Origin of the sequence: Pseudomonas sp. SED1 (assembly GCF_034044025.1) — a bacterium.
Lineage (GTDB): Bacteria > Pseudomonadota > Gammaproteobacteria > Pseudomonadales > Pseudomonadaceae > Aquipseudomonas.
In genome coordinates this window covers 1-26,513 of the sequence record NZ_JAXCIS010000001.1, presented here as the reverse complement: position 1 = coordinate 26,513, position 26,513 = coordinate 1, and the positions used below count along the sequence as shown (strand labels likewise).

The window sequence follows — 26,513 nt, the reverse complement described above, 5'->3', positions numbered from 1 at the left end:
ATGACCACCGACGACCGTATCAAACTCGAACCCAGCTGGAAACACGCCCTGCGTGACGAGTTCGACCAGCCGTACATGGCCCAGCTCCGTGAATTCCTGCGCCAGGAGCACGCGGCCGGCAAGGAGATCTACCCGCCGGGCCCGATGATCTTCAACGCGCTCAACTCAACGCCGCTGGACAAGGTCAAGGTGGTGATCCTCGGTCAGGACCCGTACCACGGCCCTGGCCAGGCCCATGGCCTGTGCTTTTCGGTGCAACCGGGCGTGCCGGCGCCGCCGTCGCTGGTCAATATCTATAAAGAACTCAAGCGCGACCTGAACATCGACATCCCCAATCACGGCTACCTGCAAAGCTGGGCTGACCAGGGCGTGCTGATGATCAACACCACCATGACCGTGGAGCGCGCGAATGCCAACGCCCATGCGGGCAAGGGCTGGCAGTTCTTTACCGACCGGATTATCGAAATTGTCAGCGCGCACCAGCCGCATCTGGTGTTCTTGCTCTGGGGCGCCCATGCGCAGGGCAAGCAGAAGCTGATCGACGCCACCAAGCACCTGGTGCTGACGTCGGTGCATCCGTCGCCGCTGTCGGCGTATCGAGGGTTTATTGGCTGCGGGCATTTCAGCCGCACCAACAAGTTTCTTGAGCAGAATGGCGAAACGCCGATCGAGTGGCGATTGCCGCCGGTGTGACATAGATCCAATGTAGGAGCTGTCGAGCTTTAGCGAGGCTGCGAGACGGCGGCACAGTCAACATTAATGTTGCCTGACCCACCGCTATCGCAGCCTCGCTAAAGCTCGACAGCTCCCACATTTGAACGGGGTTATGGCTTCAAAGCTTTTCCGGTTGCCGGTTCCAGTGCCGAAACAACGGCTCCGCCAGAAACAACACAAACAACAAGCGCATCACCTGCATCGCCGTCACCAACGGCACCGACAGTTGCAGGGTTTCCGCCGTCAGGCTCATCTCGGCGATCCCGCCGGGCATCATGCCCAGTGTCAGTGAGCGCAGATCCAGATGCGTCAAGGCACTCAAACCCACCGCCGCCAGCGTCGCGATCAACATGGTCAATGCGGTACCGATCAAGGTACGCCCCATGAACAATGGCGCGCGCCGGAAGAACTGCCGGTTGAAGTGGCAGCCCAGGCCGCTGCCGATCAGCCACTGGCCGATCTGGCTACCTCCATCGGGCAGGCCGATGTGCAGGTCCCAGGTGATACTGACGGCGGCACTGACCAGCAGCGGTCCGAACAGCCACGGGTTTGGCTGACGCAAACGCTGCCAACCCCAAGCCACCAAAGCACCGACGGGAAACAGCACCGCCAGCCAGGCCCAATCGACGGTCGCGGGATGAAACTGCGGAGCACCTTCGCCGAGCAAGTACTTGAACGCCGCCGGCACACACAGCACCACCACCAACACCCGCAAACTCTGGCCCGCCGCGACACGGCTGAGCACCGCGCCATTGCGTGCGCCAAGGTTGACCATCTCCCCCGACCCACCCGGCATGCTCGAGAAAAACGCCGTGGCGCGGTCTTCACCGCTACGCCGCATCAACCACACCCCCACAATACTGGAGAGGCTGGTGACCAGCGCGCCGAAAAAGATCAGGCCGAAGTGGCTCATCACCTGCTCCATCACCACCGGGGTGAAGTGCAGGCCGATGCCGATGCCCACCACCCATTGGCCGCATTTGCGGCCGCCGGGAATTTCTGCCAACTGCCAGGGTGTGAGGCAGCGCACGAGGATGATCGCCAGCAACGAGCCGACCATGTAAGGCAGTGGCCAGCCGACCTGGCTGGCGAGGTACCCGCCCAGCAGACCGACCAGCGGTGTCGCCCACCAGTTTTTAAACGTGGCCTCAGACATCGGCCACGGCGCGACGCTGCAAGGCACGCTTGCGCCAGATGCGCAGGAGCGGGAACAACAGCATCAACGCGGTCAGGACCCAGACGCCGAAGGTGATCGGGCTCGACCAGAGGATCTGCAACTCACCGTTGGAAATCGACAGCGCACGACGCAGGTTCTGCTCCATCAAACCGCCGAGGATAAAGCCCAGCAGTACCGGCGACAGCGGGAAGTCCAGCTTGCGTAGGATATAGCCGAAGATGCCGATGCCGACCATCAGGAACAGGTCGAAAGTGGTGGCGTGAACCGCGTACACGCCGATCGCGGTAATGATGGCGATCACCGGCACCAGCGCCCAGTTCGGCACGGCGAGGATGCGGGTGAAGATGCGGATCATCGGGATGTTGAGGATCACCAGCATGATGTTGGCGACAAACAACGAGGCGATCAGGCCCCAGACGATGTCTGGTTGCTGTTGGAACAGCAGCGGGCCGGGGGTGATGTTGTAAAGCGACAGCGCGCCGATCATCACCGCCGTGGTGCCCGAACCAGGTACGCCGAGGGTCAGCATCGGCACCAGGGCGCCGCAGGCGGAAGCACCGATCGCGGTTTCCGGCGCTGCCAGGCCGCGCATGTCACCCTGGCCGAATTTACCGCTGGCACCGGCCAGGCGTTTTTCGGTCATGTAGGCCACCGCGGAAGCCAGTGTTGCACCCGCGCCCGGCAGTACACCCATGATGAAACCCAGCAGGCCGCAGCGAATATTCACGACGAATACCGAGGAAGCTTCCTTCAGGTTGAACATCATCCGTCCGGTGGCTTTCACGGCTTCTTGGCCGCGGTGGGTTTTTTCCAGCAGCAGCAGGATTTCGCTGATGGAGAACAGGCCCAGCACCAGCACCACGAATTGAATGCCGTCGGTCAGATGGATGTTATCGCCGGTGAAGCGGTACACACCGCTGTTGGCATCGATACCCACCGCAGACAGAAACAGGCCGATCAACGCCGCGACAAAGGTCTTCAGCGGTTTGTCACCGGCCATGCCGCCCAGGCAGACGATGGCAAACACCATCAGTACGAAATATTCCGCCGGGCCGAAGGCAATCGCCCATTTGGCCAGCAGCGGGGCGAATAGCACCATGCCGCAGGTGGCGATAAACGCACCGATGAACGAACTCCATGCCGAAAGTGACAAGGCCACGCCCGCCAGGCCTTTGCGGGCCATCGGGTAGCCGTCGAGGGTGGTCATCACGGTGGAGGCTTCACCCGGGATGTTCAGCAGGATCGAGCTGATGCGCCCGCCGTATTCGCAGCCCAGGTACACGGCGGCCAGCAGGATCAATGCCGACTCAGGCGGCAGCCCGAGGGCAAAGGCGATGGGGATCAACAGCGCCACGCCGTTGATCGGCCCGAGGCCCGGCAACAGGCCAACGACGGTGCCGATCAAGGTGCCGCACAGTGCGGTGATCAGGTTGTAAGGGGTCAGTGCAACGCCGAAGCCCTGGCCCAAATAGCTGAACGTATCCATATCAGTTCTCCAGAACTTCAAGCAGGCCGAGCGGCAGCGGTACATCCATGGCTTTGTCGAACAACAGGTAAAGACCGATGCTCATCAAGGTCACGATCACCACGCTGGGCTTCCAGCGGCCGCCATACAAGCGGGCCATCGGAATGCCGATCAGCATGCTGCTGAGGATGAAACCCAGGGATTCGAAGGTGCCGGCAAACACCAGCAACAGCGCGACGCACGCGCCGATCTTGATCAGGGTTTCGCGGTCCAGTGCCGGTTCTTCTTCAGTGTGCTTGGTGGGCTGTGGGCGAAACAGCATGTAGAGCAAACCCAGGCCCATCAGCCCGAGCATCAACAGCGGGTAGGCTCGAGGCCCTACCGGCTCGTAGGAAAACGACGCCTGATACGGCCAGGCCATCAGTGCGAGGCCGGCGCAGACCAACAACATCACTGAGGCGAAAATGCGTTGTAAGAGCATGGGGAACTCCTTGGAGACTCTTGTAGGCGCGAGCTTGCTCACGAAGAACGCCAGGACGTCGCGTTTATACAGGCGGCACGCGTCATCGTTGAAGTTTTTCGCGAGCAAGCCCGCTCCCACAGAGGGGCGATTACTGGATCAGGCCGAACTCTTTGGCCAGTACTTTGTAGTCGGCTACCTGTTTCTTCACGTAGGTGTCCAGCTCCGGGCCGGTCATGGCGAACGGGAACAGCTCGCGCTGGTCACGCAGCTTGGCGAACTCGTCGGAAGCCAGCAGTTTGTCGAAGGCGTCTTTCCACCAGGCGTAGTCTTCGTCGCTGACTTTTGGCCCGAGGTAGAAGCCGCGTACCACCGGCCAGACGATGTCGTAGCCTTGTTCCTTGGCGGTCGGAATGTTCTTCATTTCCGGCTCGTCCAGGCGCTCGTCGGAGAACACTGCCAGCAGGCGCATGTCGCCGCTGAGGATGTGCGGCATGGAGTCGGAGATGTCGGTGCTGCCTACCTGGATGTGGCCGCCGAGCAACGCGGTGGCGATTTCACCGCCGCCTTCCAGTGCCACATAACGCAGGTCACGCGGGTTGATCCCGGCGGCCTTGGCGATCAGTGCGGTTTGCATCCAGTCCTGGCTGCCGACGGTGCCGCCGGAACCGATGACTACGCTGCCCGGATCTTTCTTCAGGGCCTTGACCAGATCGTCGAGGTTTTTGTAGGGCGAATCGTTTTTCACCGCGATGGCACCGTAGCTGGTGCCAACGGCGGCCAGCCAGCGCACGGCGCTTTCATCGAAACGGCCAAACTTGCCCTGGGCCAGGTTCAGCAGCGAGCCGCTGGACCACGCCACCAACGTGCCGGCGTCGCCCGGGCGCTGGGCCACGACGGCGTTATAGGCCACCGCGCCCACGCCGCCAGGCATGTAGGTCACACGCATCGGCTTGCTCAGCAGCTTCTGGTTGACCAGCGCGCTTTGCGCCAGTTTGCAGGTCAGGTCAAAACCACCGCCCGGGGACGCCGGGGCGATGCATTCCGGGCGCTTGGGTTCGGCGGCCATCAATTGGCTGGCGAACAGCATGCAGCTGGCCGTCAGGGCAAATTTACGCAGTGAAAGGGTCATGTTCATCTCCATCGTTGTTGTTATGAGGTGGCGACTACCAAAGCGCGACGCTGTAGCTCACCAGCAAACGCACTTCATCCGCATCACGGGCCGAATAGTTGGAACGGTAGGTGGCATTACGCAGGCGCACGGCCACGTCCTTTAAGGTGCCGCTTTGCACCACGTAGCGAATCTCGCTGTTGCGTTCCCACTCCTTGCCGGTCTCGCCGTTTTTGAGCTTGATGTTGTCACCCGACAGGTAACGGCTCATGAAACTCAGGCCGGGAATCCCCAGCTTGGCGAAGTCGTAGTCGTAGCGTGCCTGCCAGGAGCGTTCTTCGGCGCCGGCAAAGTCGTTGATCTGCACGAAGTTGACAAGGTAAGGATCGCTACCGTCCACGTAGGGAAAGGCGCTATCGCCGGACATGTGCTGATAGCCGGCGCTGAGCTTATGGCCATTGAGGGCATAGCTGAAGAGACCGTTGAGGGAGGTGTTGTCGATCTTGCCGCCGCGGGCTGCGCCGGTGTCATCACTGACGGCCAGGCGCAGGTCGGCGCCGAAGGTACCGGGGCCCATTGGGCGCGAGGCGACCAGACCGAGGAAATGCTGGCGGTACACGTCGTCGAGTTGGGCAAAGTGATAGCTGCCGGTGATCTTGTCGGCGAACTTGTAGTCCACGCCGCCGAAATCGAAATGCTTGCCGGTGGCGCCGCTGAGAAAGCGGCTGTTCTTGTTGTTGAGGCCGATGTCTTCGTAGTTGGTGTCGTCGCGGTCCTTGGCCTTGTTAAGGCGGCCACCGGTGAACACCAGGTTCTTGAATTCCTTGGAACTCAGCAAGCCGCCCTCGAAGGTCTGCGGCAGGATGCGCCCGTCGTTGGGCTTGAGGATCGGCAGCTCGGGGATCAGCGCGCCGATCTTCAGCTCGGTGGCGGAGATCTTCACTTTGCCGGTCAGGCCGAGTTTGGAGTATTCGTTGGCGGCGCGGCCGTCATCGTGGGTCGGCAGCAGGCCGGTGCCGGTGCGGTCGGGGCTGGAGTCGAGCTTGACCCCAAGCATGCCCAGCGCATCCACGCCAAAGCCGACGGTGCCATCGGTGTAGCCCGACTGCAGGTTGAGCATGAAGCCCTGGGCCCACTCGTCGCGCTTGGATTGTTGCGCGCTGGTGCCGTCGCGAAAGTCGCGATTGAAGTACATGTTGCGGGTTTCGAGGGTGGCGCTGCTGTCGTCGAAAAAGGCGGCTTGGCCTACGGGCGAAAAGCCGGCAAAGGCGGCGGCACTGGCAAGGGCGGTCTGGGTGAGACGAGAAGAACGAGCGGGCGGCTGAGTGCGCAGCATCGTGGGTGTACTCCGTTTTATTGTTCTTATTTTGGCGAAAACGCTTCGAGGCGTTTTTCGGGCGCTACAGGTGAAATAGCTCGGCAGGCGAAACCCACCGTGGCTGGATGCTAAAGGGCGAAGCTTTCACTAACCTTTCAGTGGCCTTTCAATGTTTTCGGGCTTCACAGCGCAGGTGGCGCCTGTAAACTCCCCGGCAAAGCGTGGCGCCGACCACCCCCGAACGAGGTAAAACCCCATGCGTGTCCTTCTGGTTGAAGACCATTTGCAGCTAGCCGAAAGTGTCGCCCAGGCGCTCAAGAGCACGGGTTTGACCGTCGACGTGTTGCACGATGGTGTGGCCGCGGACCTGGCCTTGAGCAGCGAGGAATACGCGGTGGCAATCCTCGATGTAGGCCTGCCGCGCATGGACGGCTTCGAGGTATTGGCACGGTTGCGGGCGCGTGGGAAAAATCTGCCTGTACTGATGTTGACCGCCCGCAGTGACGTGAAAGACCGGGTGCACGGCCTCAACCTGGGGGCGGATGACTACCTGGCCAAGCCATTCGAACTGACGGAACTGGAAGCCCGAGTCAAAGCCCTGCTGCGCCGTAGCGTGCTGGGCGGTGAGCGCCAGCAGGCGTGTGGCGTGCTGATTTACGACCTGGACACGCGGCGCTTCACCTTGGGCGGTGAGCTGCTGACCCTGACCTCCCGCGAGCAGGCGGTGCTTGAGGCGCTCATTGCACGTCCGGGCCGGGTGATGAGCAAGGAGCAACTGGCGTCCCAGGTGTTCGGCCTGGATGAAGAGGCCAGCCCCGACGCCATCGAAATCTACGTGCACCGCCTGCGCAAGAAACTCGATGGACAGCCGGTGGCCATCGTCACCTTCCGTGGCCTGGGGTACTTGCTGGAAGCCCGCGATGCATAAGCCCAGTAGCCTGCGCTGGCGCCTGCTGTGGAACCTCGCGCTGTTGCTGGTGGTATTGATGCTCGCCAGCGGCTTGAGCGCTTACTGGAATGGGCGCGAGGCGGCGGACACGGCTTACGACCGCACGCTTTTGGCCTCGGCGCGGACCATTGCGGCCGGCGTGTCTCATCGCGACGGGACCTTGAGTGCCGACGTGCCGTACGTGGCCCTGGATACGTTCGCCTATGACAGCGCCGGGCGAATCTACTACCAGGTCAACGATATTCACCAGAAGCTGATTTCCGGTTACGAAAACCTTCCGGGCCCTCCGCCGGGTACGCCGCGCACTGATGACTATCCGGCGCTGGCGCGCTTTTATAACGCCAAGTACCAGGGCCAGAACGTGCGGGTGGTCAGCTTGCTCAAGGCGGTGTCCGAGCCGAACATGAACGGCATGGCGGAAATCCGCGTGGCCGAAACCGACGAGGCGCGGGTCGCGATGGCCCGCAGCCTGATGGCCGATACCTTGCTGCGCTTAGGGATGCTGGCCATCGGTGCGTTGTTTTTGGTGTTCTTTGCGGTGAGTGCGGCGTTGCGGCCGCTGGAGCGTCTGCGCACGGCGGTAGAGGAGCGTCAGCCGGATGATCTGCGGCCGTTGCCCTTGGTGGAGGTGCAGCATGAGCTGGGCCCGCTGGTGCGTGCGCTCAACCATTTCACCGAACGCTTGCGCGGGCAGTTCGAGCGCCAGGCGCAGTTTATTGCCGATGCCGCCCATGAGCTGCGTACCCCGCTGGCGGCCCTCAAAGCCCGGCTGGAACTCGGCCTGCGCGCCGAAGACCCGGCCACCTGGCGCACCACCCTGGAAACCGCTGCCCAGGGCACCGATCGCCTGACTCATCTGGCCAATCAACTGCTCTCACTGGCCCGCATCGAAAACGGTGCCCGGGCGATTGCCGAAGGCGGGGCGCAGTTGCTGGACTTGAGCCAGTTGGCCCGCGAATTGGGTATGGCCATGGCACCGCTGGCCCATGCGCGTGGCGTGGCCCTGGCGCTGGAAGCGGATGAGCCGGTGTGGCTGCGAGGCGAGCCGACCTTGTTGAACGAGTTGTTGAGCAACCTGGTGGACAACGCTTTGGCTCACACGCCACCGGGCGGCAACGTGATCCTGCGGGTAACGGCGCCAGCGGTACTTGAGGTGGAAGACGACGGCCCGGGTATCCCGCTGGATGAGCGGGACCGAGTGTTCGAGCGGTTCTATCGGCGCAGCCAACAGGGCTTGGGTTCGGGCTTGGGGCTGGCGATTGTCGGTGAGATCTGCCGGGCACATCTGGCGCAGATCAGCTTGCATGACGGCGAGTTGGCGGGGTTGAAGGTGCGGGTCAGTTTTATTGCGGGGTAATCAGTAAAACATCGACCGCGCTTCATCCAGCTCGGTGCGCAGGGCTTCGCTGTAGGGGTCGAGGCGCAGTTTCTTGATAGCAGGCACCGTCGATACCGGCACGCTGGCGAGCGGATGGTCGGTGTTGCGGTGGCAATACAGCACGGCGACCTGCACCAGGTCGATGTAGTCCAGGCGCTCGGAGTCGCGCTCCAGGTCGAGGTATTGCCCTGGCAGGTTCACCAGCATTTCCGGGAAATCCCAGCGTCGCAGCAGTTTGTCCCCCAGCAGCGGGTGAATGCTTTCAATCACGTGGTTGAGGCTGACGGGGTCGGCCAGCAGTTCATAGTGATCTTCGGCGTAGGTCAGGATCGGCAGCACGCCAATCTGGTGCACCAAGCCTCCGAGGGCCGCCTGATCAGGCTTCAACTGGCTGTGGTTGCGGCACAGCGCGTAGCTCACGCCGGCCACTTCCAGGCTGCGTCGCCACACATCACGCATCTTCTGTTCGACTACATCGGAGCGGGCGTGAAAGATCTGTTCCATCACCAGCCCGATCGACAGGTTACTGCTGTAGTTGGTGCCCAGCCGGGTGATGGCGGTGTGCAGGTCGGTGACTTCCTGGGTCGCGCGCAACAGCGGGCTGTTGACCACTTTGATCAGCCGCGCCGACAAGGCGGTATCGCGGCCGATCACTTTGCTCAGATGGCTGATGCTGATGTCCGGGTCTTCGGCGGCCTGACGAATCTTCAGGGCCACTTCCGGTAGCGTTGGCAGAACCAGGTCATCGTTATCGATGGCCACAACCAAAGCCTGTTGGACTTTTTCCGCCAGCTTGTTCATTCATGATCTCTAGGGTGTTGCAAAAAGGTACGACGATCAGCGCTGGATCTCGCGATCACGGTCCAGCTGGTAGGGGAGGTCGAGCAACTGCAGGCCCGGGCCTTCCAGTGTGCCTACATGCACATCGCCACTCTCTGCTGCTTCGGCTTGCAGCACCGCTAGAAGTTCAATCGCCTCGCCGGCCCGGGCGGCAATCACCACCTCGCCGATGGCGCTGTTGTGAGTCGGGGAAAACAGGGGGGTGCCAGGCTCCGGCAATTCGCTGGCATTCAAGCTCAGGCGGTACAGGCGACGCTTGAGCTTGCCCAGGTACTGCATGCGCGCGACGATTTCCTGGCCGGTGTAGCAGCCTTTCTTGAAGCTGACGCCGCCGACGGCTTGCAGGTTGAGCATCTGCGGGATGAACAGTTCGCGGGTCTGAGGCATGACCTGGCCGATGCCGGCACGGATCTGGCCCAGCAGCCATTGGTTCAGTTCACCTTCGTTCAATTGCGCGGCGAGTGAGCTGTGCAGGGTTTCGGCTTGAGCGGCAGGGGCCCAGAGTTCGGCGCGGCCCGGCGATACGCGGATGACGATCAGATCGTCGCTTCGCACCACGCTGTCGGTCTCGGCGGGTAGCTCGAGGCCGAGGCTGGCCAGTACCTGATCCGCATCCGACACACCGAAGCGCACCCAGGCAGCGCTTTCGTCGGTGAGTTTGGATTTGGAGAACACGGCGTACTTCTTCAGGTCCGCCAGTTGCGGCTCCAGCAACTCGGTGGCCATCGCCAGCAGCACGCCATCGCCTTGCAGCAGGATGCGGAAGCTCGACTGCATGCGCCCTTTTTGGGTGCAGCGCGCGCCCAGGCTGGCCTGGGTGTCACTCAGGTAGTTGAGGTTGCAGGTCAGTTGTCCCTGGAGGAACTTGGCAGCGTCGGAACCGCGGACGGCGAGAACGCCTTCGTGGGACAGGGAGCAGAAGAAAGCAGAGTCAGCCATGGGTCATCGCAGGTTAAAAAGTCATGAGTGCATCATAGAGGGGCGCCCGGCAAATGGATAGTTTCGGTATGGCCGACCAAAGCCGACTGTTCCAGGCAGCGTCGGCCTGTATACTTGCGCTCTATTTGAGGAGCGCTCCATGGTCGAAGATGTAGAACTCAATCGCCTCTACTGGCACAGTCGCCGCGGCATGCTTGAGCTGGACGTGTTGCTGGTACCGTTCGTCAGGGAGGTCTATCCGCACCTCAACGACGTCGACCGCGACTGCTACCGCAAGCTGCTGGAATGCGAAGATCAGGACATGTTCGGCTGGTTCATGGAACGCGCCGAATCGGAAGACCCGGAGCTGCAGCGCATGGTTCGGATGATTCTGGATCGTGTCCAGCCCAAGTAATACGTTCGAATGCCGCTGGCATGCCTCCGGGCAGTTGCTGGCGGTTTATCTTTTCGCCCAGGCATTCGCAGTGGGTGCGTTGTGGCTTCTCGATGTGTCCCCGTGGGTTGCAGCCGTTGGCGCCTTGGTGTGCCTGGTTCATGCCGGTTGGGTGCTGCCGCGTCATATCCTGTTGACTCACCGTTCGTCGATTCGTGGCCTGCGTCGCGATCAGGATGGCTGGCACCTGTGGAGCGCTGCACGAGGCTGGCACAGCGTGCAACTGCGCCCCGACAGCCTGGCGTTGCCGTTGATCGTGGTACTGCGCTTTCGGGTGCAGGGTGACTGGCGGGTGCGTTCGATATGTGTGCCGCAGGATTCGCAGGCCACCGATGTGCATCGGCGCCTGCGGGTACGCTTGAAGTTCAGCCGCCGTAGGTGGTTGGCACCAGAATAGTGTCGCGCGCTTCGGGCAGCATCTGCGGGTAGTCGAGTGTGTAATGCAGGCCCCGGCTCTCCTTGCGTTCCATAGCCGAGCGGATCATCAGTTCCGCCACCTGGGCCAGGTTGCGCAGCTCGATCAGGTCGCGGCTGACTTTATAGTTGCTGTAGAACTCGTCGATCTCATCCAGCAGCAGCCGAACCCGGTGTTGCGCCCGCGCCAGGCGCTTGTTGGTGCGCACGATGCCCACGTAGTCCCACATGAAGCGCCGTAACTCGTCCCAGTTGTGGGCGATGATCACGTCTTCGTCCGAATCGGTGACCTGGCTGGCATCCCAGCGGGGCAGGGCGGCCGGCACCGGGATGCGTGGCAGCTGTTCAAGGATGTCGGCGGCGGCGGAGCGGGCGTATACGAAACATTCCAGCAGCGAGTTGCTGGCCATGCGGTTGGCACCGTGCAGGCCGGTGAAGCTGGTTTCGCCGATGGCGTACAGGCCGGGTACGTCGGTGCGCCCGTGTTGGTCGACCATCACGCCGCCGCAGGTGTAGTGCGCCGCTGGCACGACCGGGATCGGGCCTTTGGTGATGTCGATGTTGAACGCCAGGCAGCGCTCGTAGACGGTCGGGAAGTGAGTCTTGATGAAAGCTTCGGGCTTGTGGCTGATGTCCAGGTAGACGCAGTCGATGCCCAGGCGCTTCATTTCATGGTCGATGGCCCGGGCGACGATGTCTCGCGGGGCAAGCTCGGCCCGTGGGTCGAAGCGCTGCATGAAGCGTTCGCCGTTGGGCAGTTTCAGATGCGCGCCTTCGCCCCGCAGGGCTTCGGTGATCAGGAAACTCTTGGCTTGCGGGTGATACAGGCAGGTGGGGTGGAACTGGTTGAATTCCAGGTTCGCCACCCGGCAGCCGGAACGCCAGGCCATGGCGATGCCATCACCGCAGGCGCCGTCGGGGTTGCTGGTATAGAGGTAGACCTTTGCTGCGCCGCCCGAGGCGAGAATCGTGAAGCGCGCGCCGTAGGTGTCGACTTCGCCACTGGCACGGTTGAGCACGTAGGCGCCGAGGCAGCGTTCGCCCGACAGGCCCAGGCGTTTTTCGGTGATCAGGTCAACGGCGACTCGCTGCTCCAGCAGTTCAATGTTGGGGCGTTGTCGGGCCTGGTCGAGCAAAGTCTTGAAGATCGCGGCGCCGGTGGCGTCGGCGGCATGGATGATGCGCCGATGGCTGTGGCCGCCTTCGCGGGTCAGGTGGAACTCGAAGCCGCCGTCGTCGGTGCCGGAATGTTCATCGCGGGTGAAGGGCACGCCCTGGTCGATCAGCCATTGGATGGCTTCGCGGCTGTGCTCGACGGTGAATCGCACCGCCTCTTCATTGCACAGGCCGCCACCGGCATTCAGGGTGTCTTCGACGTGGGATTGCACGGTGTCGGTGTCATCCAGCACCGCTGCGACGCCGCCTTGGGCCCAGAATGTCGAACCGTTTGCCAGGTCACCCTTGCTCAGAACGGCTATGCGCAGGTGGCTCGGCAGGGTCAATGCAAGGCTCAAGCCCGCGGCGCCGCTGCCAATCACCAGGACATCGTGTTGAAACTGTTGGCTCATTTGAAGGATTCCGCAAAAAGCGATCCGAAGGGGGCGCAAACAGGACGCCTGGATCGGCGAATCAAAGGGTCACACGGCCCACTAGTATATAGCGGGGGGGAGCGGCACAATAGCCGGGCATTCGTGGCATTGTGAGACTACGGTCAACGAACTGCACGGCTTTCGTGAAACTGACAGCGATTGGGATGGGAACTTTTTGCATAAGCCCAGACTCAATAGCAGGATGCCCGAAAGCTGGGAACACGCTGGATTTGCTGATCGGCGCCTGTGTCAGGTGCGTCAGGAAACTGGCGACAGATTATTCGCGCAGCCGGCATAGCCCGCGCTGCGTTTTTCGTGTGTGCCAAATCAGTGCGTACCGGAAACTTGCTTGGAGGGGGAGAACTTTTGCGAAAAGCCCGAGTCTATGTTTGCAAGCCTGATCGATTAGTTATGCAAGCCTCCTTCAAGTACAACGAGGAGTGTTCATGCTAACCCAGGAAGAGGATCAGCAGCTGGTTGAGCGCGTTCAACGCGGCGACAAGCGGGCATTTGATCTGCTAGTGCTGAAATACCAGCACAAAATTCTCGGGTTGATCGTGCGGTTTGTGCACGACACCCATGAAGCGCAGGACGTTGCACAGGAAGCCTTTATCAAGGCGTACCGTGCACTCGGTAATTTTCGCGGTGATAGTGCGTTTTATACGTGGCTTTATCGCATCGCCATTAACACGGCGAAGAACTATCTGGTTTCTCGCGGTCGCCGCCCACCGGATAGTGATGTTAGTTCGGAAGATGCTGAATTTTATGATGGTGATCACGGCCTCAAAGATCTCGAGTCGCCGGAGCGTGCATTGCTGCGCGACGAGATTGAAGGAACCGTCCATCGCACTATTCAACAACTGCCAGAAGATTTGCGTACCGCATTAACTTTACGTGAATTCGATGGTCTGAGTTACGAAGACATTGCGAGCGTCATGCAATGTCCGGTGGGTACCGTACGTTCCCGGATTTTCCGGGCTCGGGAAGCCATCGATAAAGCCCTGCAGCCGTTGTTGCAGGAAAACTGAGACAGCGGCGACAGCCAAGAGAGGAACCGCCATGAGTCGTGATGCCCTGCAGGAATCGCTGTCCGCAGTGATGGATAACGAAGCGGATGAACTGGAACTTCGTCGAGTGCTTAATGCATTTGATGATGCCGAAACCCGTGATACCTGGTCTCGTTACCAAGTCGCTCGGGCGGTGATGCACAAGGATCTTCTAATCCCTCGTCTGGATATTGCTGCGGCCGTTTCTGCTGCGCTGGCTGATGAAGCCGTTCCGGCAAAAGCTGCTCGCGGTCCTTGGCGTAGCCTGGGTCGTCTTGCAGTCGCTGCTTCGGTGACCGTCGCTGTACTGGCAGGTGTTCGCCTGTATAACCAGGACGAAATCGCCGGTGCCGAACTGGCCCAGCAGACCCAGCAACCGGTCATGGCCGGTCCACAGGTCAAGGGTCCAGCTGTGCTGGCCGGCTATAAGGAAAGCTCCGATACCACCGGGCCTATGGCCAACGGTGTACTTCAAGGGCAATCCGGCTGGCAAGATCAGCGTCTTCCAGGCTACCTGCGCCAACACGCACAGGAATCGGCCTTGAAAGGCACTGAAAGCGCCCTGCCATACGCTCGTGCTGCAAGCTTGGAAAACCGCTAGTCCGCCAAGGAGCTTTATGCGCGCCATACCGCTCCTTGCGCTTTTGCTCAGTGGCTGGTTTGTAGTCCCCGCCCATGCCGACGAAGCCCAAGACTGGCTGACGCGTCTTGGGCGGGCGGAGCAGCAGCAAAGCTTTCAGGGCACGTTCATCTACGAGCGTAATGGTAGTTTTTCTACCCATGACATCTGGCATCGTGTCCAGAATGGTCAGGTCCGTGAGCGGCTTTTGCAGCTCGATGGTTCCGCTCAGGAAGTCCTGCGCGTTGATGGCCGTACCCAATGCGTGAGTGGCACGCTGGTTGCCGGGCTTGGGGGCTCCCCCAACGCCGCAGCACGCGCCCTTGATCCGCAAAAACTCAAAGCTTTCTACGACCTTGCCGTCATCGGCAAATCGCGCGTGGCTGGTCGAAATGCGGTAATCGTCTCAATTACGCCTCGTGATCCATACCGTTATGGTTTTGAGTTGCATCTGGACCGCGAAACCGCCTTGCCGCTGAAGTCCTTGTTGCTTAACGATCAGGGTCAGTTGCTGGAGCGATTCCAGTTTACCGACCTCAGTACGTCGGTGCCTGACGATCGCGAGTTGCAGCCCAGTGGCGAATGTACGCCGGTCTCGGTAACCAGCGCCAAGGCTTCGGAAGTCGAACTCCCTCAGGATTGGCGTCTCGATTGGTTGCCGCCAGGCTTCCAGTTGGTCAACCGCAGTGCCCATAAAGACTCTCATACCAAGGTAATTGTCAGCAGTTTGATGTATGACGACGGCCTGGCGCGTTTTTCGGTATTCCTGGAGCCGCTCAACGGCGCGGCCGTGACCGAGACCCGTACCCAACTTGGTCCTACCGTCGCAGTTTCACGGCGTCTGAATACCCCGGAGGGTGAAGTAATGGTGACTGTCGTCGGTGAAATTCCGATCGGCACTGCCGAGCGAATTGCGTTGTCTCTCCGCAGCGGCACCACGCCCGCCAAGCCGTGAGTTGTTAATCCTATGTTCATCCTGATATTTCAATGTTGCGCAGGAGATAGTCGATGCCTGCCTCTGTCGAGAGACATGAAATGTCTGGATCATTTTTTTCACTTGCTAATATCCCCTATGTTTTTTATAGGTCAGGGCTTAACGGCCTTGGCCTTGTTTTGTTCGCGGAACAAAAATGTCGGTCGCAGTTTTCGACGTTTATTGAACCCTGTCGCTCAACCCTGCTCGTCGTAACGGGAGCTGTATGTCGATACCACGTTTGAAGTCTTACCTTTCCATAGTCGCCACGGTGCTGGTGCTGGGTCAGGCCGTTACCGCGCAAGCGGCCGAGCTGCCTGATTTCACCCAACTGGTGGAGCAGGCGTCGCCTGCCGTGGTGAACATCAGCACTACGCAGAAGCTGCCGGATCGCAAAGTCTCCAACCAGCAGATGCCTGACCTTGAAGGCCTGCCGCCGATGCTGCGGGAGTTCTTTGAACGTGGCATGCCCCAGCCGCGCACGCCGCGTGGCGGTGGTGGTCAGCGTGAGGCACAGTCCCTGGGCTCGGGTTTCATCATCTCGCCTGACGGCTACATCCTCACCAATAACCACGTGATTGCTGACGCCGACGAGATTCTGGTGCGCCTGGCTGATCGCAGTGAGTTGAAAGCCAAGCTGGTGGGCACGGATCCACGTTCCGACGTGGCCCTGCTGAAAATCGAAGGCAAGGACCTTCCGGTGCTGAAACTGGGCAAATCCCAGGACCTGAAAGCCGGGCAATGGGTAGTCGCCATCGGTTCGCCGTTTGGTTTTGACCACACCGTGACCCAAGGTATCGTCAGCGCCATCGGCCGCAGCCTGCCGAACGAAAACTACGTGCCGTTCATCCAGACCGACGTGCCGATCAACCCGGGCAACTCCGGTGGTCCGCTGTTCAACCTGGCGGGCGAAGTGGTCGGCATCAACTCGCAGATCTACACCCGCTCCGGTGGTTTCATGGGCGTGTCGTTCGCGATTCCAATCGACGTGGCCATGGATGTTTCCAACCAGCTGAAAACCGGTGGCAAAGTCAGCCGCGGCTGGCTGGGCGTAGTGATCCAGGAAGTGAACAAGGACCTGGCTGAATCCTTCGGCCTCGACAAGCCGGCAGGTGCCTTGGTCGCGCAGATCCAGGACGATGGCCCTGCAGCCAAAGGTGGCCTGCAAGTCGGCGACGTGATCCTGAGCATGAACGGCCAGCCGATCGTCATGTCCGCAGACTTGCCACACCTGGTGGGCGCACTCAAGGCCGGCAGCAAAGCCAAACTGGAAGTGATCCGTGATGGCAAGCGCCAGAACGTTGAACTGACCGTCGGCGCGATTCCGGAAGAAGGCGCGGCGCTTGATGCGCTGGGCAACAGTAAGCCGGGTGCCGAACGCAGCAGCAACCGCCTGGGCATTGCCGTAGCCGAGTTGACCGACGAGCAAAAGAAGAGCTTCGACCTCAAGAGCGGTGTAGTGATCAAGGAAGTCCAGGACGGTCCTGCCTCCCTGATCGGCCTGCAACCGGGTGATGTCATCACTCACCTGAACAACCAGGCCATCAACTCCACCAAAGAGTTCACCGACATCGCCAAGGCGCTGCCGAAGAACCGCTCGGTTTCGATGCGTGTCCTGCGTCAAGGCCGTGCCAGCTTCATTACCTTCAAGTTGGCCGAGTAATCCGCTAGCCCAATAAAAAGCCCCGCTCTCGAGCATCGAGAGCGGGGCTTTTTTGTGGCCGTAAGGTTTAGCTCATCATGCCTTTGACCAGGCGTTCCTGTTCAATCAGCTCACGCTGGCGTGCATCGATGCGCGAGGAGAGCGGGAAGTTGCTGCCTGCACGACGCTTGGCGAAATCCAATTGCTGGATGGCCTGCTGGAAATCACCCACCAGCGCGAAATACTCGGCGCGGGCCTGATGCAGGCCAATGATATTGCCCGACAAACCACGGGTTTCTGCGACCTGATACCAGACATCCGGGTCGTCCGAGCGTGATTTAAGCAGACCTTCAAGGGCTTTTTCCGCTTCAGCGGTGCGGTTCTGCTTGAGCAGCAGATCCACCCGCACCTGATTCAGCGGATAGTTGCCAGGATATTGCGTCAACATCCGGTCTGTACGCTGTTGTGCGTCCGGCAGGCGGTTGTTGGTCATGTCCAGCTCGATCTGCGCCAGGTTGTAGGTAATGTCGTTGGGCGCCTTGGCCAGCAGCAGCTTGAGGTTTTCCCGGGCGAGGTTGAACTGGGCACCTTTGATCTGGGCGATGGCGAGGCCATAACGTGCCACATCGTTTTTCGGGTTTTCATCCAGCTGGGCCTGGAAGCGTTTGGCTGCCAGTCCGGGAGTATCTTCGTAATACAGCTGCACGCGAGCGCGGATCAGCTGATAGCGCAGGCTGTCCTCAATACCGCCTTGCTTGGCTTGCTCTGCACGGTTGCGGGTGTCGGCGATCCGCGATTCGGTCACCGGGTGAGTCAGCAGGAATTCTGGCGGCTTGGCGTCGAAACGGTACTGGCGCATCAGGCGTTCAAACATGGTCGGCATGGAGCGCGGGTCGTAGCCAGCTTTCTCCAGGTTGAGAATGCCGATGCGGTCAGCCTCTTGCTCGTTTTGCCGGGAAAAGCGGCGTTGCTCCTGGATCGCGGCGGCCTGGCTGCCGGCAATCGCCGCAATGCCGGCATCACCTGCGCCAGCGGCAGCGGCGATGATGCCGCCGAGCAGTGCAGCCATCATCGGGATCTGCATGCGTTGCTGCGCTTCCACGCCTCGGGCGAAGTGGCGTTGGGACAAGTGAGCCAATTCGTGGGCCAATACCGAGGCATATTCGCCTTCGGTCTGGGCGTTGAGGAACAGGCCGCCGTTGACCCCGACGATGCCGCCCGGTGCAGCAAAGGCGTTCAACTGCGGGCTGTTGATCAGAATGAATTCCAGGCGCCGGTCGTTGACCTGGCTGGTCTCCACCAGTTTGTAAACGCTGGTTTCGACGTAGTCCTTGAGCTGAGGGTCGTTGAGTTGCGAGACCTGGCCGCGCAGGTAGGCCAGCCAGGCCCGGCCCAAATCGTATTCCTGTTTTGGCGAGACAATGGCAGAACTGGCGTCGCCAAGTGACGGCAGGTCGTCGGCGAAGCCTGGAGAGGCCAGCAGGCAAGCCAGCGTCAGCAGGGTAGGGCGCAAAAAAGTCATGCACAAAGCCTTTCGACAAAGACCTTACTGTAGCCGGACACTGAGCTTCGGACCAGATATTCTAAGCGCCCCCGATGCCCACCCGGAGCAAAACCATGACCGACGCTGTAGCCTTCGATGCCGAACTGGATGCCAGTGGCCTTAACTGCCCGCTGCCATTGCTCAAGGCCAAGCTGGAACTCAACCGGCTGGCCAGCGGCGCGGTGCTCAAGGTGATCGCCACGGACGCGGGCTCCCAGCGGGATTTCCGTACGTTTGCCAAGCTGGCTGGCCACAGCTTGCTGCATGAAGAAGACGAAGCAGGCGTCTATCGTTACTGGTTGCGCAAGGCCTGAATCGCTTGAATGTGCTGTCCTTATCGCCTGAGGTTTATTGATGTTCAAAGTGTTACGTGACTGGATTCAGCGCTACTTCTCCGACGAAGAAGCCGTGGTGCTGGCCGTCCTGCTGTTTCTCGCCTTTACCGCCGTGCTCACCCTGGGTGGCATGTTGGCGCCAGTATTGGCGGGGATGGTGCTGGCGTACCTGATGCAAGGCCTGGTCTCCATCCTGGAGCGTTTACGCTTGCCGGGTGGGGCGGCGGTGGGCTTGGTGTTCGCCTTGTTCATGGGGCTGCTGCTGGTGTTTATCGTGATCGTGGTGCCTTTGTTGTGGCATCAGTTGATCACCTTGTTCAACGAACTGCCGGGAATGCTCGCCAAGTGGCAGTCGCTGTTGTTGCTGTTGCCCGAGCGCTATCCGCACTTGGTGTCGGACGAGCAGGTACTCCAGGCGATTGAAGTAGCCCGCGGTGAAATCGGAAAGTTCGGGCAATGGGCGCTGACCTTTTCCCTTTCGAGTTTGCCGCTGTTGGTCAACATCATGATCTACCTGGTACTGGTGCCGATTCTGGTGTTCTTCTTTCTCAAAGACCGCGAGATGATCGGTCGTTGGGTGCGTGGCTACCTGCCGCGTGAACGGGCGCTGATTACCCGGGTCGCCGAAGAAATGAACCGGCAGATTGCCAATTACATCCGTGGCAAGGTCATCGAGATCTTTATCTGCGGTGGCGTTACGTACATCGGCTTTGTCGCGCTGGGACTGAACTACGCAGCCCTGCTGGCGCTGCTGGTGGGTGTTTCAGTGGTGGTGCCATACGTCGGCGCGGTGGTGGTGACGGTGCCGGTGATGTTGATCGCGTTGTTCCAGTGGGGCTGGAGTGATCAGTTCATCTACCTGATGGCGGTGTACGGCATCATCCAGGTGCTGGATGGCAACGTGCTGGTGCCGCTGCTGTTCTCCGAGGCGGTGAACCTGCATCCGGTGGCGATCATCTGTGCGGTGTTGTTGTTTGGCGGGTTATGGGGATTCTGGGGGGTGTTCTTTGCGATTCCCCTGGCGACGCTGTTCAAGGCGGTGCTGGATGCCTGGCCCCGGCAGGAACCGGTGGTGGCGCCGTTGTTGTAACTGTAGGAGCGAACTTGCTCGCGAAGAGTTCATAGGCAGCGCGCCCATTCAGGTAGGGCGCGTTATCGTTAACGACCTTCGCGAGCAAGCTCGCTCCTGCAGGTTCGGTGTCAGGCTTTATTCAGCGCCTGCGCCGCTGCCAGCACGGCATCCACATGCCCTGGCACTTTCACACCACGCCATTCCTGACGCAGCACGCCATTCTTGTCGATCAGGAAGGTGCTGCGATCAACACCCAGGTATTCCTTGCCATACAGCTTCTTCAGCTTGATCACATCAAACAGCTGGCAAACCGCTTCGTCCTTGTCGCTGATCAGCTCAAAGGGGAATTCCTGCTTGGCCTTGAAGTTCTCGTGGGACTTCACGCTGTCCCGTGACACGCCAAACACTTCGGTGTTGGCCGCCTTGAATGCCGCGTGCTGGTCACGAAAGCCCTGGCCTTCGGTGGTGCAGCCCGGGGTGCTGTCTTTCGGGTAGAAGTAGATCACCACTTGCTTGCCCTTGAGCCCTGCAAGGCTGAAGGTCTGCCCGCTGGTGGCCTGGGCTTCGAAGTCGGCTACCGGTTTGTCGATGACTACTGCCATGAAAACTTCCTTACATTGGGTTCTGTGGGCGCCAAGGCTCGATCAGTGCGTCGAGGTTCAGGGCATCGGCGAAATCCAGGAACTGGTCGCGCAGCCAACTGATCTGCACGCCGGCCGGCAAGGTCACGGTAAAGGTGGCGTTGAGCATGGTGCCGCCGGTCTGTGGGGCCTGATAGGTGTCGCAGGTCAGGTTTTCCAGCTCGACGTTATGGTCGATAAAGAACTGGCACAGCTCGTTGACGATGTCCGAGCGGTAGGCCGAACTGACATAGGCGACATAAGGCAGAGCCTGGGGGCGGTTCTCCAGGGCAGCGCTACGGACCACGTTGACGGTGAAATCGTGCTTCTTGGCCAAACCCGGCAAGCCGGTTTCAAGGCGGGCCAGGGCATCCCAGGTCCCGGAAATCTGCAGGACCAGCGCGCTGCACTCGCCATGGCGGGTCAGGCGGGAGGTCACGACGGCGCAGCGGTTTTCATGGCTGGCGCGGCACAGGACGTTAGTCAGCTCCATGGGGTTGGCGCCAAGGGCACTGATGACAAGGAATTGTTCGCGGACTGTGGGGGTGGACATGCAGCCTTCCTAAAGCGATGAGCGGTCGATACGATGAAAGCGGTATCAATCAAAGGATGAAGGGTAGCGAAAACCATCGCCAAGGGCTAGGAGGTGGCGTTTTCATTACGTAATCAGCTTCATCAAACCCAGCTTTGGCCGAATGATGGCGTTGCTGCGAACTAAGTTGATCCAGAACGCATCCTCAGGCGGTACTTCGCTTGTACAAGCATCTTGGCGCCAGTACCATTACCGCTCTCTTTTTCCGGCAGGAGCGGTTGCATGATTGCGGGCAGTATGGTGGCACTGGTCACACCCATGGATGCACAAGGTAATCTCGACTGGGACAGCCTGGGCAAACTGGTGGACTTCCACCTGCAAGAGGGCACCAACGCCATCGTGGCGGTCGGCACCACGGGTGAATCGGCCACACTTGATGTGGAAGAACACATCGAAGTGATCGAGTTCGTGGTCAAGCGCGTTGCAGGGCGTATTGCTGTCATCGCCGGCACGGGCGCCAATTCGACCCGCGAAGCGATCGAATTGACCAAGAACGCCAAGAAAGCCGGCGCCGATGCCTGCCTGCTGGTGACCCCGTACTACAACAAGCCGACCCAGGAAGGCCTGTACCTGCACTTCCGCGCTATTGCCGAAGCGGTCGACATCCCGCAGATCCTCTACAACGTGCCTGGCCGTACCGCCTGCGACATGAAGGCCGAGACCGTGATCCGCCTGTCCACCGTACCGAACATCATCGGTATCAAGGAAGCCACCGGTGACCTGCAACGCGCCAAGGACATCCTGGCCGGCGTCAGCAGCGACTTCCTGGTGTATTCCGGTGACGATGCCACTGCCGTCGAACTTATCCTGCTGGGCGGCAAAGGCAATATCTCGGTGACTGCCAACGTCGCACCGCGCGCCATGAGCGAGCTGTGCGCCGCGGCCATTGCCGGTGATGCGGTCAAGGCCCGGGCGATCCACGAACAATTGGCACCGCTCAACAAAAACCTGTTTATCGAATCCAACCCTATCCCCGTGAAATGGGCGCTGCATGAGATGGGCTTGATGCCGGACGGTATCCGTCTGCCGCTCACCTGGCTCAGCGAAGCCTGTCACGAACCGCTGCGACAGGCCCTGCGCCAGTCCGGCGTCCTGGTTTAATTGAGGAAGCACTACGCATGAAGCGATTGGCCGGACTTTCCGCACTTGCCTTGATTATCTCCAGCACCAGTGGCTGCGGTTGGATCTGGGGCCCGGAAGGCTACTTCCGCGACCGCGGTAGCGATTACCTGGAAGCCCAACAAACCGCCCCGATGAAATTGCCGTCGGACGTCAATGTCGCCAAGCGCCTTGACCCGTTGCTGCCGATTCCGCGCAACGTGGCCGACGACACCTTCAAGGGTGAGTACGAAGTACCGCGTCCACAGCCGCTGTCGGCCGTGGCCGATGCCAGCGACTACAGCCTGCAGAAGAGCGGCGATACCCGTTGGGTCATGGCCCAGCGTCCGCCTGCCGAAGTCTGGCCGGTGGCCGTGCAGTTCTTCCAGGACAACGGTTTCCGCATCGATGAGCAACGCCCGCAGACCGGTGAATTCACCACCGCGTGGCAGCACACCAGCGAACTGTCGGCGTCCATGGCCAAGCGCCTGCAAGCCGGCGGCGTAGCCAATGACAGCGAAGCCCGCATCCGCGTGCGCATCGAGCCAGGCGTGCAGCGCAACACCAGTGAAGTCTATGTGGTAAGCGCCGAGCGTCCTGCCGGCAGCACCGCCAACGTCGACTTCACCCCACGTTCGGTCAACACCGGCGTGGACGCTGCCCTGGTCGACGAAATGCTCGCCAGCATGAGCCGAATCTCCGAGAAGGGCGGTTCCGTCTCCCTGCTCGCCGCCGGTAGCTTCGACACACCTAGCCGCGTCAGCCTCAGCGAAGACGGCAGCGGTAACGTCGTGCTCAACCTGGGTGAAGACCTGGATCGCGCCTGGTCGAGTGTCGGTCGCGCGCTGGAACACGGCGAATGGCGCGTTGAAGACATCAACCGCAGCCTGGGCCTGTACTACATCAACTTGGCTGAAAAAGCCGAGAAGAAAGACGAAGAGCCAGGTTTCTTCAGCAAGCTGTTCGGCAGCAAGCCGACCAAGGAAGAAGTCGAGACTCGCGCCGAGCGTTACCAGGTTCGTTTGAGCAAGGTAGGCGAAAGCGTGCAAGTCACCGTCGAGAAAAACATCAACACCGTGGCGCCGGCAGAAGTGGCGCGCAAAGTGTTGGGCGTGATTCAGGACAACCTGGGCTGATCCGATGCGTTTTGCCGTTCTCGGCAGCGGTAGCCAAGGGAACGGCACGCTTGTAGCCCACGACGACACGTACGTCCTGGTGGATTGTGGTTTCTCCCTGCGGGAAACCGAGCGGCGCCTGCTGCGCCTGGGGGTTCACCCTGCGCAGCTAAGCGCGATTCTGGTGACCCACGAACATGCCGACCACGTGCATGGCGTGGGTTTGCTGTCTCGGCGCTACAATCTTCCGGTGTACCTGAGTCGCGGTACCTTGCGCGGGATGCGCAAACCGATTGAACCCGCAGGTTTGCTGGCTGGTGGCGAGCAATTGCAGATCGGCGCCTTGAGCATCGCTGTGATTGAAGTGGCCCACGATGCCCAGGAGCCGACGCAATACGTATTCAGTGACGGTGAACGGCGCTTCGGCCTGCTCACCGACCTGGGTTCCTACTGCGCCAAGGTGCTGGACGGTTATCGCGACCTCGATGCATTGATGATCGAGTCGAACCACTGCCGTGACCTGCTTGCGCGGGGTCACTACCCGGCCTTTCTAAAGCGGCGGGTTGGCGGGCAGTTTGGACATTTGAACAACCACCAGGCGGCGTACCTGGTGTATGAGTTGGGCTGGCAAGACCTGCAACACCTGGTCCTGGCCCACCTGAGCAGCAAGAACAACCTGCCGCAGCTGGCCCGGCAATGTTTTGTCGACACTCTTGGGTGCGACCCGGACTGGCTGCAACTGGCCGATCAAGATTCAGGGCTCGACTGGCGGCACATCGCCTAGCCCACCTACTTAGCAAGCGGAGCCCATCATGGAAAAACGTGAAGAACTCTACCGCGGCAAAGCCAAATCGGTTTACAAGACCGACGACGCCAACCGCTTGATCCTGCTGTTTCGCAACGACACCTCGGCGTTCGACGGCAAGCGCATCGAACAGCTCGACCGCAAAGGCATGGTGAACAACAAGTTCAACGCCTTCATCATGCAGAAGCTCGAAGCGGCCGGCATTCCGACCCAATTCGACAAACTGCTGGGCGATAACGAATGCCTGGTGAAAAAGCTCGACATGATCCCGGTCGAGTGCGTCGTGCGTAACTACGCGGCCGGCAGCCTGGTGAAGCGTTTGGGCGTGGAAGAGGGGCTCAAGCTCAACCCTTACACCTTCGAACTGTTCCTCAAGGACGACGCCAAGGGCGACCCGTTCATCAACGAATCCCACGTAGTGGCATTCGGTTGGGGCACTGCTGAGCAACTGGCTCGCATGAAAGAACTGTCGCTGAAGGTCAACGACGTCCTGAGCAAACTGTTCGACGACGCCGGCCTGCTGCTGGTGGACTTCAAACTGGAATTCGGTGTGTTCCACGACGGCTCCATCGTCCTGGGCGACGAATTCAGCCCGGACGGCTGCCGCCTCTGGGACAAAGACACCCGCAAGAAGATGGACAAAGACCGCTTCCGCCAGGGCCTCGGTGACGTCATCGAAGCCTACGAAGAAGTCGCCAACCGTCTCGGCGTACCGCTGTAATCGACGCAAGCATCTGATAGCACGGAAAAAAATCGCTTTGGCGCTTTGCTTCCAGGAAACAGGCTGTTATGATGCGCGCCGTTGGAGAGATGCCAGAGTGGCCGAATGGGACGGATTCGAAATCCGTTGTACCTTCACCGGTACCTAGGGTTCGAATCCCTATCTCTCCGCCATTATTGAAAAATGAAAAACCCCCGATAACTTCAATGTTGTCGGGGGTTTTTTGCTTTCAGTCAGAAACTGCATAATGAATTCTGCTACGGTCTTCGTTAATTGGCGCTTCGGACATCAGTCATGAATTTTAAAAAAGTACTGGCGCGTTTGCAGGCTGAAGTTCCCGAGCTATTGGCTGTGTATGTGTTCGGTAGCCAAGTGTCTGGTGAGGCTGGTAGTGAGAGTGATCTGGATGTTGCGGTACTTTCTGCGGGAACGGTCGAGCCTTTGTTGCTATGGCAGCTCTCCGGGGAGTTGGCCGATATAGTTGGAGTTCCAGTCGACTTGCTTGATTTGCGCGCAGCCTCAACAGTAATGCAATACCAAGTATTGACCACTGGGCGTCGGCTCTGGTCCGGGAATGTCCAGGCGGGTCTATTCGAGAGCTACGTCCTGAGCGAAAAAACCGCGCTGGACACGGCAAGGGCTGAGTTGTTGGCGGATATCCAGAAGGAGGGGAAAGTTTATGGTCGATGATGTTCTCATCAATAAAGCAGCCAGCATTGAACGGTGCGTTGCTCGCGCCCGTCAGGAATACGATAAAGATCCCACCAGCTTCGCCACAGATTTCACACGCCAGGATGCGGCGATTTTGAATATTCAGCGTGCCTGTGAGGCAGCGCTGGACATGGGCCAACACTTGATTCGTCGTGAGCGCCTGGGGGTTCCACAAGGGGCTCGTGACGTGTTTGAGTTGTTGTGTCAGGGCGGTTGGGTCAATCCTGCGTTGCTGACCAACCTGAAGAACATGGTCGGGTTCCGTAACATTGCTGTTCACGAGTACCAGACGCTTCAGTTGCCGATTACCGTAGCGATCATCACAAAACACCTGGGTGAATTTCTAGCATTTAGTTCGCATATTTTGACCAAGGATGCTGGGTTGGAAAATAAACAGGTCTAATCTGTAAATTTTCCCCTCCCTCTGAATAAGTTTTCCTGCTGCGGTGTTCACCACACAGACCACCCAGGAAACGCCCATGAACAGCCCCGCCGACCGCTACGACCGCCTGACCCGCACCTTCCACTGGCTAACCGCCGCGTTGGTGATCTTCATGTTCGCCAGCGCCCACATCTGGGAAAACCTGGAAAAAGGCACGCCACTGCGCAAAGGCCTGCAATCCGTCCATATCTCCCTCGGCATCGCCATGGCAGTGCTGATCGCGGCACGTATCCTCTGGCGGCTGTTCGGTGGTAATCACCCAAAGGCCGACAACCACCCTGCGCTTAACCTGGCCGCCAAGATCGCCCACGGCTGTCTATACCTGTTACTACTGACGCAAGTGACCCTGGGCTTCCTGTTCCGCTGGGCCCAGGGCGAGCCGTTCAACTTTT

The 26,513-nt window shown here is 60.1% G+C and carries 29 protein-coding genes and 1 tRNA gene; 19 read left to right on the top strand and 11 right to left on the bottom strand.

Annotation, left to right across the window (positions count from 1 at the left end; all coding sequences use genetic code 11):
- Window positions 1-693: a uracil-DNA glycosylase gene (gene ung / locus SNL23_RS00150; RefSeq protein WP_167662762.1), complete on the top strand. Its 693-nt coding sequence runs from the start codon at window positions 1-3 to the stop codon at window positions 691-693.
- Window positions 694-832: 139 nt separating this feature from the next.
- Here ung and SNL23_RS00145 read toward each other — a convergent pair whose 3' ends face one another.
- The 5 genes from SNL23_RS00145 to SNL23_RS00125 all read right to left on the bottom strand — a co-directional run bounded on the left by SNL23_RS00145 (window position 833) and on the right by SNL23_RS00125 (window position 6,263).
- The gene (locus tag SNL23_RS00145; RefSeq protein WP_076015945.1) at window positions 833-1,870 is read right to left on the bottom strand and encodes an AbrB family transcriptional regulator; all 1,038 of its coding nucleotides are present in this window, start codon (window positions 1,868-1,870) and stop codon (window positions 833-835) included.
- Window positions 1,863-3,377 (bottom strand): tripartite tricarboxylate transporter permease, encoded by a 1,515-nt coding sequence (locus SNL23_RS00140; RefSeq protein ID WP_318301274.1) that lies wholly within the window; start codon window positions 3,375-3,377, stop codon window positions 1,863-1,865. The genes SNL23_RS00145 and SNL23_RS00140 overlap by 8 nt, the downstream gene beginning before the upstream one ends.
- A 1-nt stretch (window position 3,378) precedes the next feature.
- Window positions 3,379-3,837: a tripartite tricarboxylate transporter TctB family protein gene (locus tag SNL23_RS00135; RefSeq protein ID WP_076015943.1), complete on the bottom strand. Its 459-nt coding sequence runs from the start codon at window positions 3,835-3,837 to the stop codon at window positions 3,379-3,381.
- A 130-nt stretch (window positions 3,838-3,967) separates the two neighbouring features.
- A complete protein-coding gene (locus SNL23_RS00130) occupies window positions 3,968-4,954 on the bottom strand; it encodes a Bug family tripartite tricarboxylate transporter substrate binding protein (protein WP_167662759.1) in 987 nt (328 codons plus the stop codon).
- A gap of 28 nt (window positions 4,955-4,982) precedes the next feature.
- Window positions 4,983-6,263 carry an OprD family porin gene (locus SNL23_RS00125; RefSeq protein WP_318301273.1) on the bottom strand — a complete coding sequence of 427 codons (1,281 nt, stop codon included), beginning with the start codon at window positions 6,261-6,263 and terminating at the stop codon, window positions 4,983-4,985.
- Between the two features lie 238 nt (window positions 6,264-6,501).
- Between SNL23_RS00125 and SNL23_RS00120 the strand changes: the two genes are divergently transcribed.
- Window positions 6,502-7,173, top strand: coding sequence for a response regulator (locus SNL23_RS00120; protein ID WP_003212008.1), 672 nt, complete (start codon window positions 6,502-6,504; stop codon window positions 7,171-7,173).
- Window positions 7,166-8,551, top strand: coding sequence for a sensor histidine kinase (locus SNL23_RS00115; protein WP_076015940.1), 1,386 nt, complete (start codon window positions 7,166-7,168; stop codon window positions 8,549-8,551). The genes SNL23_RS00120 and SNL23_RS00115 overlap by 8 nt, the downstream gene beginning before the upstream one ends.
- On the opposite strand, the gene SNL23_RS00110 is transcribed toward SNL23_RS00115, so the two are convergent.
- Complete coding sequence (locus SNL23_RS00110; RefSeq protein WP_076015939.1) at window positions 8,552-9,373, bottom strand: HDOD domain-containing protein; 822 nt, start codon at window positions 9,371-9,373, stop codon at window positions 8,552-8,554.
- Window positions 9,374-9,409: 36 nt separating this feature from the next.
- On the bottom strand, window positions 9,410-10,351 hold the full coding sequence (ygfZ, locus tag SNL23_RS00105; RefSeq protein WP_318301272.1) for a CAF17-like 4Fe-4S cluster assembly/insertion protein YgfZ: 942 nt from the start codon (window positions 10,349-10,351) through the stop codon (window positions 9,410-9,412).
- Window positions 10,352-10,490: 139 nt separating this feature from the next.
- Here ygfZ and SNL23_RS00100 point away from each other — a divergent pair, with 139 nt between their 5' ends.
- The gene (locus tag SNL23_RS00100) at window positions 10,491-10,745 is read left to right on the top strand and encodes an FAD assembly factor SdhE (RefSeq protein WP_003212000.1); all 255 of its coding nucleotides are present in this window, start codon (window positions 10,491-10,493) and stop codon (window positions 10,743-10,745) included.
- Entirely contained in the window at window positions 10,729-11,181 is a 453-nt protein-coding gene (locus SNL23_RS00095; RefSeq protein WP_318301271.1) for a protein YgfX, read from the top strand. Before SNL23_RS00100 ends, SNL23_RS00095 begins: the two co-directional genes overlap by 17 nt.
- On the opposite strand, the gene nadB is transcribed toward SNL23_RS00095, so the two are convergent.
- The gene (gene nadB, locus SNL23_RS00090) at window positions 11,150-12,766 is read right to left on the bottom strand and encodes an L-aspartate oxidase (RefSeq protein ID WP_063032633.1); all 1,617 of its coding nucleotides are present in this window, start codon (window positions 12,764-12,766) and stop codon (window positions 11,150-11,152) included. The two genes, SNL23_RS00095 and nadB, sit on opposite strands and share 32 nt — an antisense overlap.
- Before the next feature lie 467 nt (window positions 12,767-13,233).
- Here nadB and rpoE point away from each other — a divergent pair, with 467 nt between their 5' ends.
- From rpoE to SNL23_RS00070, 4 genes are all read left to right on the top strand, one after another.
- Window positions 13,234-13,815, top strand: coding sequence for an RNA polymerase sigma factor RpoE (gene rpoE / locus SNL23_RS00085; protein ID WP_003172477.1), 582 nt, complete (start codon window positions 13,234-13,236; stop codon window positions 13,813-13,815).
- Window positions 13,816-13,846: 31 nt separating this feature from the next.
- Window positions 13,847-14,434 (top strand): sigma-E factor negative regulatory protein, encoded by a 588-nt coding sequence (locus SNL23_RS00080; protein WP_003172479.1) that lies wholly within the window; start codon window positions 13,847-13,849, stop codon window positions 14,432-14,434.
- Window positions 14,435-14,450: 16 nt separating this feature from the next.
- Window positions 14,451-15,407 (top strand): MucB/RseB C-terminal domain-containing protein, encoded by a 957-nt coding sequence (locus SNL23_RS00075; protein WP_318301270.1) that lies wholly within the window; start codon window positions 14,451-14,453, stop codon window positions 15,405-15,407.
- 244 nt (window positions 15,408-15,651) lie between these two features.
- Window positions 15,652-17,088, top strand: a complete 1,437-nt coding sequence (locus tag SNL23_RS00070; protein ID WP_076015935.1) for a DegQ family serine endoprotease — start codon at window positions 15,652-15,654, stop codon at window positions 17,086-17,088.
- 67 nt (window positions 17,089-17,155) lie between these two features.
- Here SNL23_RS00070 and SNL23_RS00065 read toward each other — a convergent pair whose 3' ends face one another.
- Window positions 17,156-18,589, bottom strand: coding sequence for a M48 family metalloprotease (locus tag SNL23_RS00065; protein WP_318301269.1), 1,434 nt, complete (start codon window positions 18,587-18,589; stop codon window positions 17,156-17,158).
- A 95-nt stretch (window positions 18,590-18,684) separates the two neighbouring features.
- On the opposite strand from SNL23_RS00065, the gene SNL23_RS00060 reads away from it, so the two are divergent.
- Both SNL23_RS00060 and SNL23_RS00055 read left to right on the top strand, forming a co-directional pair.
- A complete protein-coding gene (locus SNL23_RS00060; RefSeq protein ID WP_076015933.1) occupies window positions 18,685-18,924 on the top strand; it encodes a sulfurtransferase TusA family protein in 240 nt (79 codons plus the stop codon).
- A gap of 40 nt (window positions 18,925-18,964) precedes the next feature.
- A complete protein-coding gene (locus tag SNL23_RS00055) occupies window positions 18,965-20,035 on the top strand; it encodes an AI-2E family transporter (RefSeq protein WP_003211986.1) in 1,071 nt (356 codons plus the stop codon).
- A 110-nt stretch (window positions 20,036-20,145) separates the two neighbouring features.
- Here SNL23_RS00055 and SNL23_RS00050 read toward each other — a convergent pair whose 3' ends face one another.
- Window positions 20,146-20,619, bottom strand: a complete 474-nt coding sequence (locus SNL23_RS00050; RefSeq protein ID WP_076015932.1) for a peroxiredoxin — start codon at window positions 20,617-20,619, stop codon at window positions 20,146-20,148.
- 10 nt (window positions 20,620-20,629) lie between these two features.
- Window positions 20,630-21,190 (bottom strand): glycine cleavage system protein R, encoded by a 561-nt coding sequence (locus tag SNL23_RS00045; protein WP_003172487.1) that lies wholly within the window; start codon window positions 21,188-21,190, stop codon window positions 20,630-20,632.
- A 261-nt stretch (window positions 21,191-21,451) separates the two neighbouring features.
- On the opposite strand from SNL23_RS00045, the gene dapA reads away from it, so the two are divergent.
- From dapA to SNL23_RS00005, 8 genes are all read left to right on the top strand, one after another.
- The gene (gene dapA, locus SNL23_RS00040; protein ID WP_076015930.1) at window positions 21,452-22,330 is read left to right on the top strand and encodes a 4-hydroxy-tetrahydrodipicolinate synthase; all 879 of its coding nucleotides are present in this window, start codon (window positions 21,452-21,454) and stop codon (window positions 22,328-22,330) included.
- Window positions 22,331-22,347: 17 nt separating this feature from the next.
- Window positions 22,348-23,463, top strand: coding sequence for an outer membrane protein assembly factor BamC (gene bamC / locus SNL23_RS00035; RefSeq protein ID WP_076015929.1), 1,116 nt, complete (start codon window positions 22,348-22,350; stop codon window positions 23,461-23,463).
- Between the two features lie 4 nt (window positions 23,464-23,467).
- Entirely contained in the window at window positions 23,468-24,226 is a 759-nt protein-coding gene (locus tag SNL23_RS00030; protein ID WP_318301268.1) for an MBL fold metallo-hydrolase, read from the top strand.
- A 28-nt stretch (window positions 24,227-24,254) separates the two neighbouring features.
- Complete coding sequence (gene purC / locus SNL23_RS00025) at window positions 24,255-24,968, top strand: phosphoribosylaminoimidazolesuccinocarboxamide synthase (protein WP_003211975.1); 714 nt, start codon at window positions 24,255-24,257, stop codon at window positions 24,966-24,968.
- Between the two features lie 83 nt (window positions 24,969-25,051).
- Window positions 25,052-25,141 (top strand) — tRNA-Ser (locus SNL23_RS00020).
- Window positions 25,142-25,262: 121 nt separating this feature from the next.
- Window positions 25,263-25,658 carry a type VII toxin-antitoxin system MntA family adenylyltransferase antitoxin gene (gene mntA / locus SNL23_RS00015; RefSeq protein WP_167662752.1) on the top strand — a complete coding sequence of 132 codons (396 nt, stop codon included), beginning with the start codon at window positions 25,263-25,265 and terminating at the stop codon, window positions 25,656-25,658.
- The gene (hepT, locus tag SNL23_RS00010) at window positions 25,648-26,082 is read left to right on the top strand and encodes a type VII toxin-antitoxin system HepT family RNase toxin (protein ID WP_076015926.1); all 435 of its coding nucleotides are present in this window, start codon (window positions 25,648-25,650) and stop codon (window positions 26,080-26,082) included. Before mntA ends, hepT begins: the two co-directional genes overlap by 11 nt.
- Before the next feature lie 76 nt (window positions 26,083-26,158).
- Window positions 26,159-26,513 (top strand): cytochrome b (locus SNL23_RS00005; RefSeq protein WP_318301267.1); only part of this gene is annotated, 355 nt, incomplete at its 3' end.

Coding starts and splice junctions, on each gene's coding strand:
- ung (WP_167662762.1), top strand. CDS start 1: ATGACCACCGACGACCGTATCAAACTCGAACCCAGCTGGAAACACGCC.
- SNL23_RS00145 (WP_076015945.1), bottom strand. CDS start 1,870: ATGTCTGAGGCCACGTTTAAAAACTGGTGGGCGACACCGCTGGTCGGT.
- SNL23_RS00140 (WP_318301274.1), bottom strand. CDS start 3,377: ATGGATACGTTCAGCTATTTGGGCCAGGGCTTCGGCGTTGCACTGACC.
- SNL23_RS00135 (WP_076015943.1), bottom strand. CDS start 3,837: ATGCTCTTACAACGCATTTTCGCCTCAGTGATGTTGTTGGTCTGCGCC.
- SNL23_RS00130 (WP_167662759.1), bottom strand. CDS start 4,954: ATGAACATGACCCTTTCACTGCGTAAATTTGCCCTGACGGCCAGCTGC.
- SNL23_RS00125 (WP_318301273.1), bottom strand. CDS start 6,263: ATGCTGCGCACTCAGCCGCCCGCTCGTTCTTCTCGTCTCACCCAGACC.
- SNL23_RS00120 (WP_003212008.1), top strand. CDS start 6,502: ATGCGTGTCCTTCTGGTTGAAGACCATTTGCAGCTAGCCGAAAGTGTC.
- SNL23_RS00115 (WP_076015940.1), top strand. CDS start 7,166: ATGCATAAGCCCAGTAGCCTGCGCTGGCGCCTGCTGTGGAACCTCGCG.
- SNL23_RS00110 (WP_076015939.1), bottom strand. CDS start 9,373: ATGAACAAGCTGGCGGAAAAAGTCCAACAGGCTTTGGTTGTGGCCATC.
- ygfZ (WP_318301272.1), bottom strand. CDS start 10,351: ATGGCTGACTCTGCTTTCTTCTGCTCCCTGTCCCACGAAGGCGTTCTC.
- SNL23_RS00100 (WP_003212000.1), top strand. CDS start 10,491: ATGGTCGAAGATGTAGAACTCAATCGCCTCTACTGGCACAGTCGCCGC.
- nadB (WP_063032633.1), bottom strand. CDS start 12,766: ATGAGCCAACAGTTTCAACACGATGTCCTGGTGATTGGCAGCGGCGCC.
- rpoE (WP_003172477.1), top strand. CDS start 13,234: ATGCTAACCCAGGAAGAGGATCAGCAGCTGGTTGAGCGCGTTCAACGC.
- SNL23_RS00080 (WP_003172479.1), top strand. CDS start 13,847: ATGAGTCGTGATGCCCTGCAGGAATCGCTGTCCGCAGTGATGGATAAC.
- SNL23_RS00075 (WP_318301270.1), top strand. CDS start 14,451: ATGCGCGCCATACCGCTCCTTGCGCTTTTGCTCAGTGGCTGGTTTGTA.
- SNL23_RS00070 (WP_076015935.1), top strand. CDS start 15,652: ATGTCGATACCACGTTTGAAGTCTTACCTTTCCATAGTCGCCACGGTG.
- SNL23_RS00065 (WP_318301269.1), bottom strand. CDS start 18,589: ATGACTTTTTTGCGCCCTACCCTGCTGACGCTGGCTTGCCTGCTGGCC.
- SNL23_RS00060 (WP_076015933.1), top strand. CDS start 18,685: ATGACCGACGCTGTAGCCTTCGATGCCGAACTGGATGCCAGTGGCCTT.
- SNL23_RS00055 (WP_003211986.1), top strand. CDS start 18,965: ATGTTCAAAGTGTTACGTGACTGGATTCAGCGCTACTTCTCCGACGAA.
- SNL23_RS00050 (WP_076015932.1), bottom strand. CDS start 20,619: ATGGCAGTAGTCATCGACAAACCGGTAGCCGACTTCGAAGCCCAGGCC.
- SNL23_RS00045 (WP_003172487.1), bottom strand. CDS start 21,190: ATGTCCACCCCCACAGTCCGCGAACAATTCCTTGTCATCAGTGCCCTT.
- dapA (WP_076015930.1), top strand. CDS start 21,452: ATGATTGCGGGCAGTATGGTGGCACTGGTCACACCCATGGATGCACAA.
- bamC (WP_076015929.1), top strand. CDS start 22,348: ATGAAGCGATTGGCCGGACTTTCCGCACTTGCCTTGATTATCTCCAGC.
- SNL23_RS00030 (WP_318301268.1), top strand. CDS start 23,468: ATGCGTTTTGCCGTTCTCGGCAGCGGTAGCCAAGGGAACGGCACGCTT.
- purC (WP_003211975.1), top strand. CDS start 24,255: ATGGAAAAACGTGAAGAACTCTACCGCGGCAAAGCCAAATCGGTTTAC.
- mntA (WP_167662752.1), top strand. CDS start 25,263: ATGAATTTTAAAAAAGTACTGGCGCGTTTGCAGGCTGAAGTTCCCGAG.
- hepT (WP_076015926.1), top strand. CDS start 25,648: ATGGTCGATGATGTTCTCATCAATAAAGCAGCCAGCATTGAACGGTGC.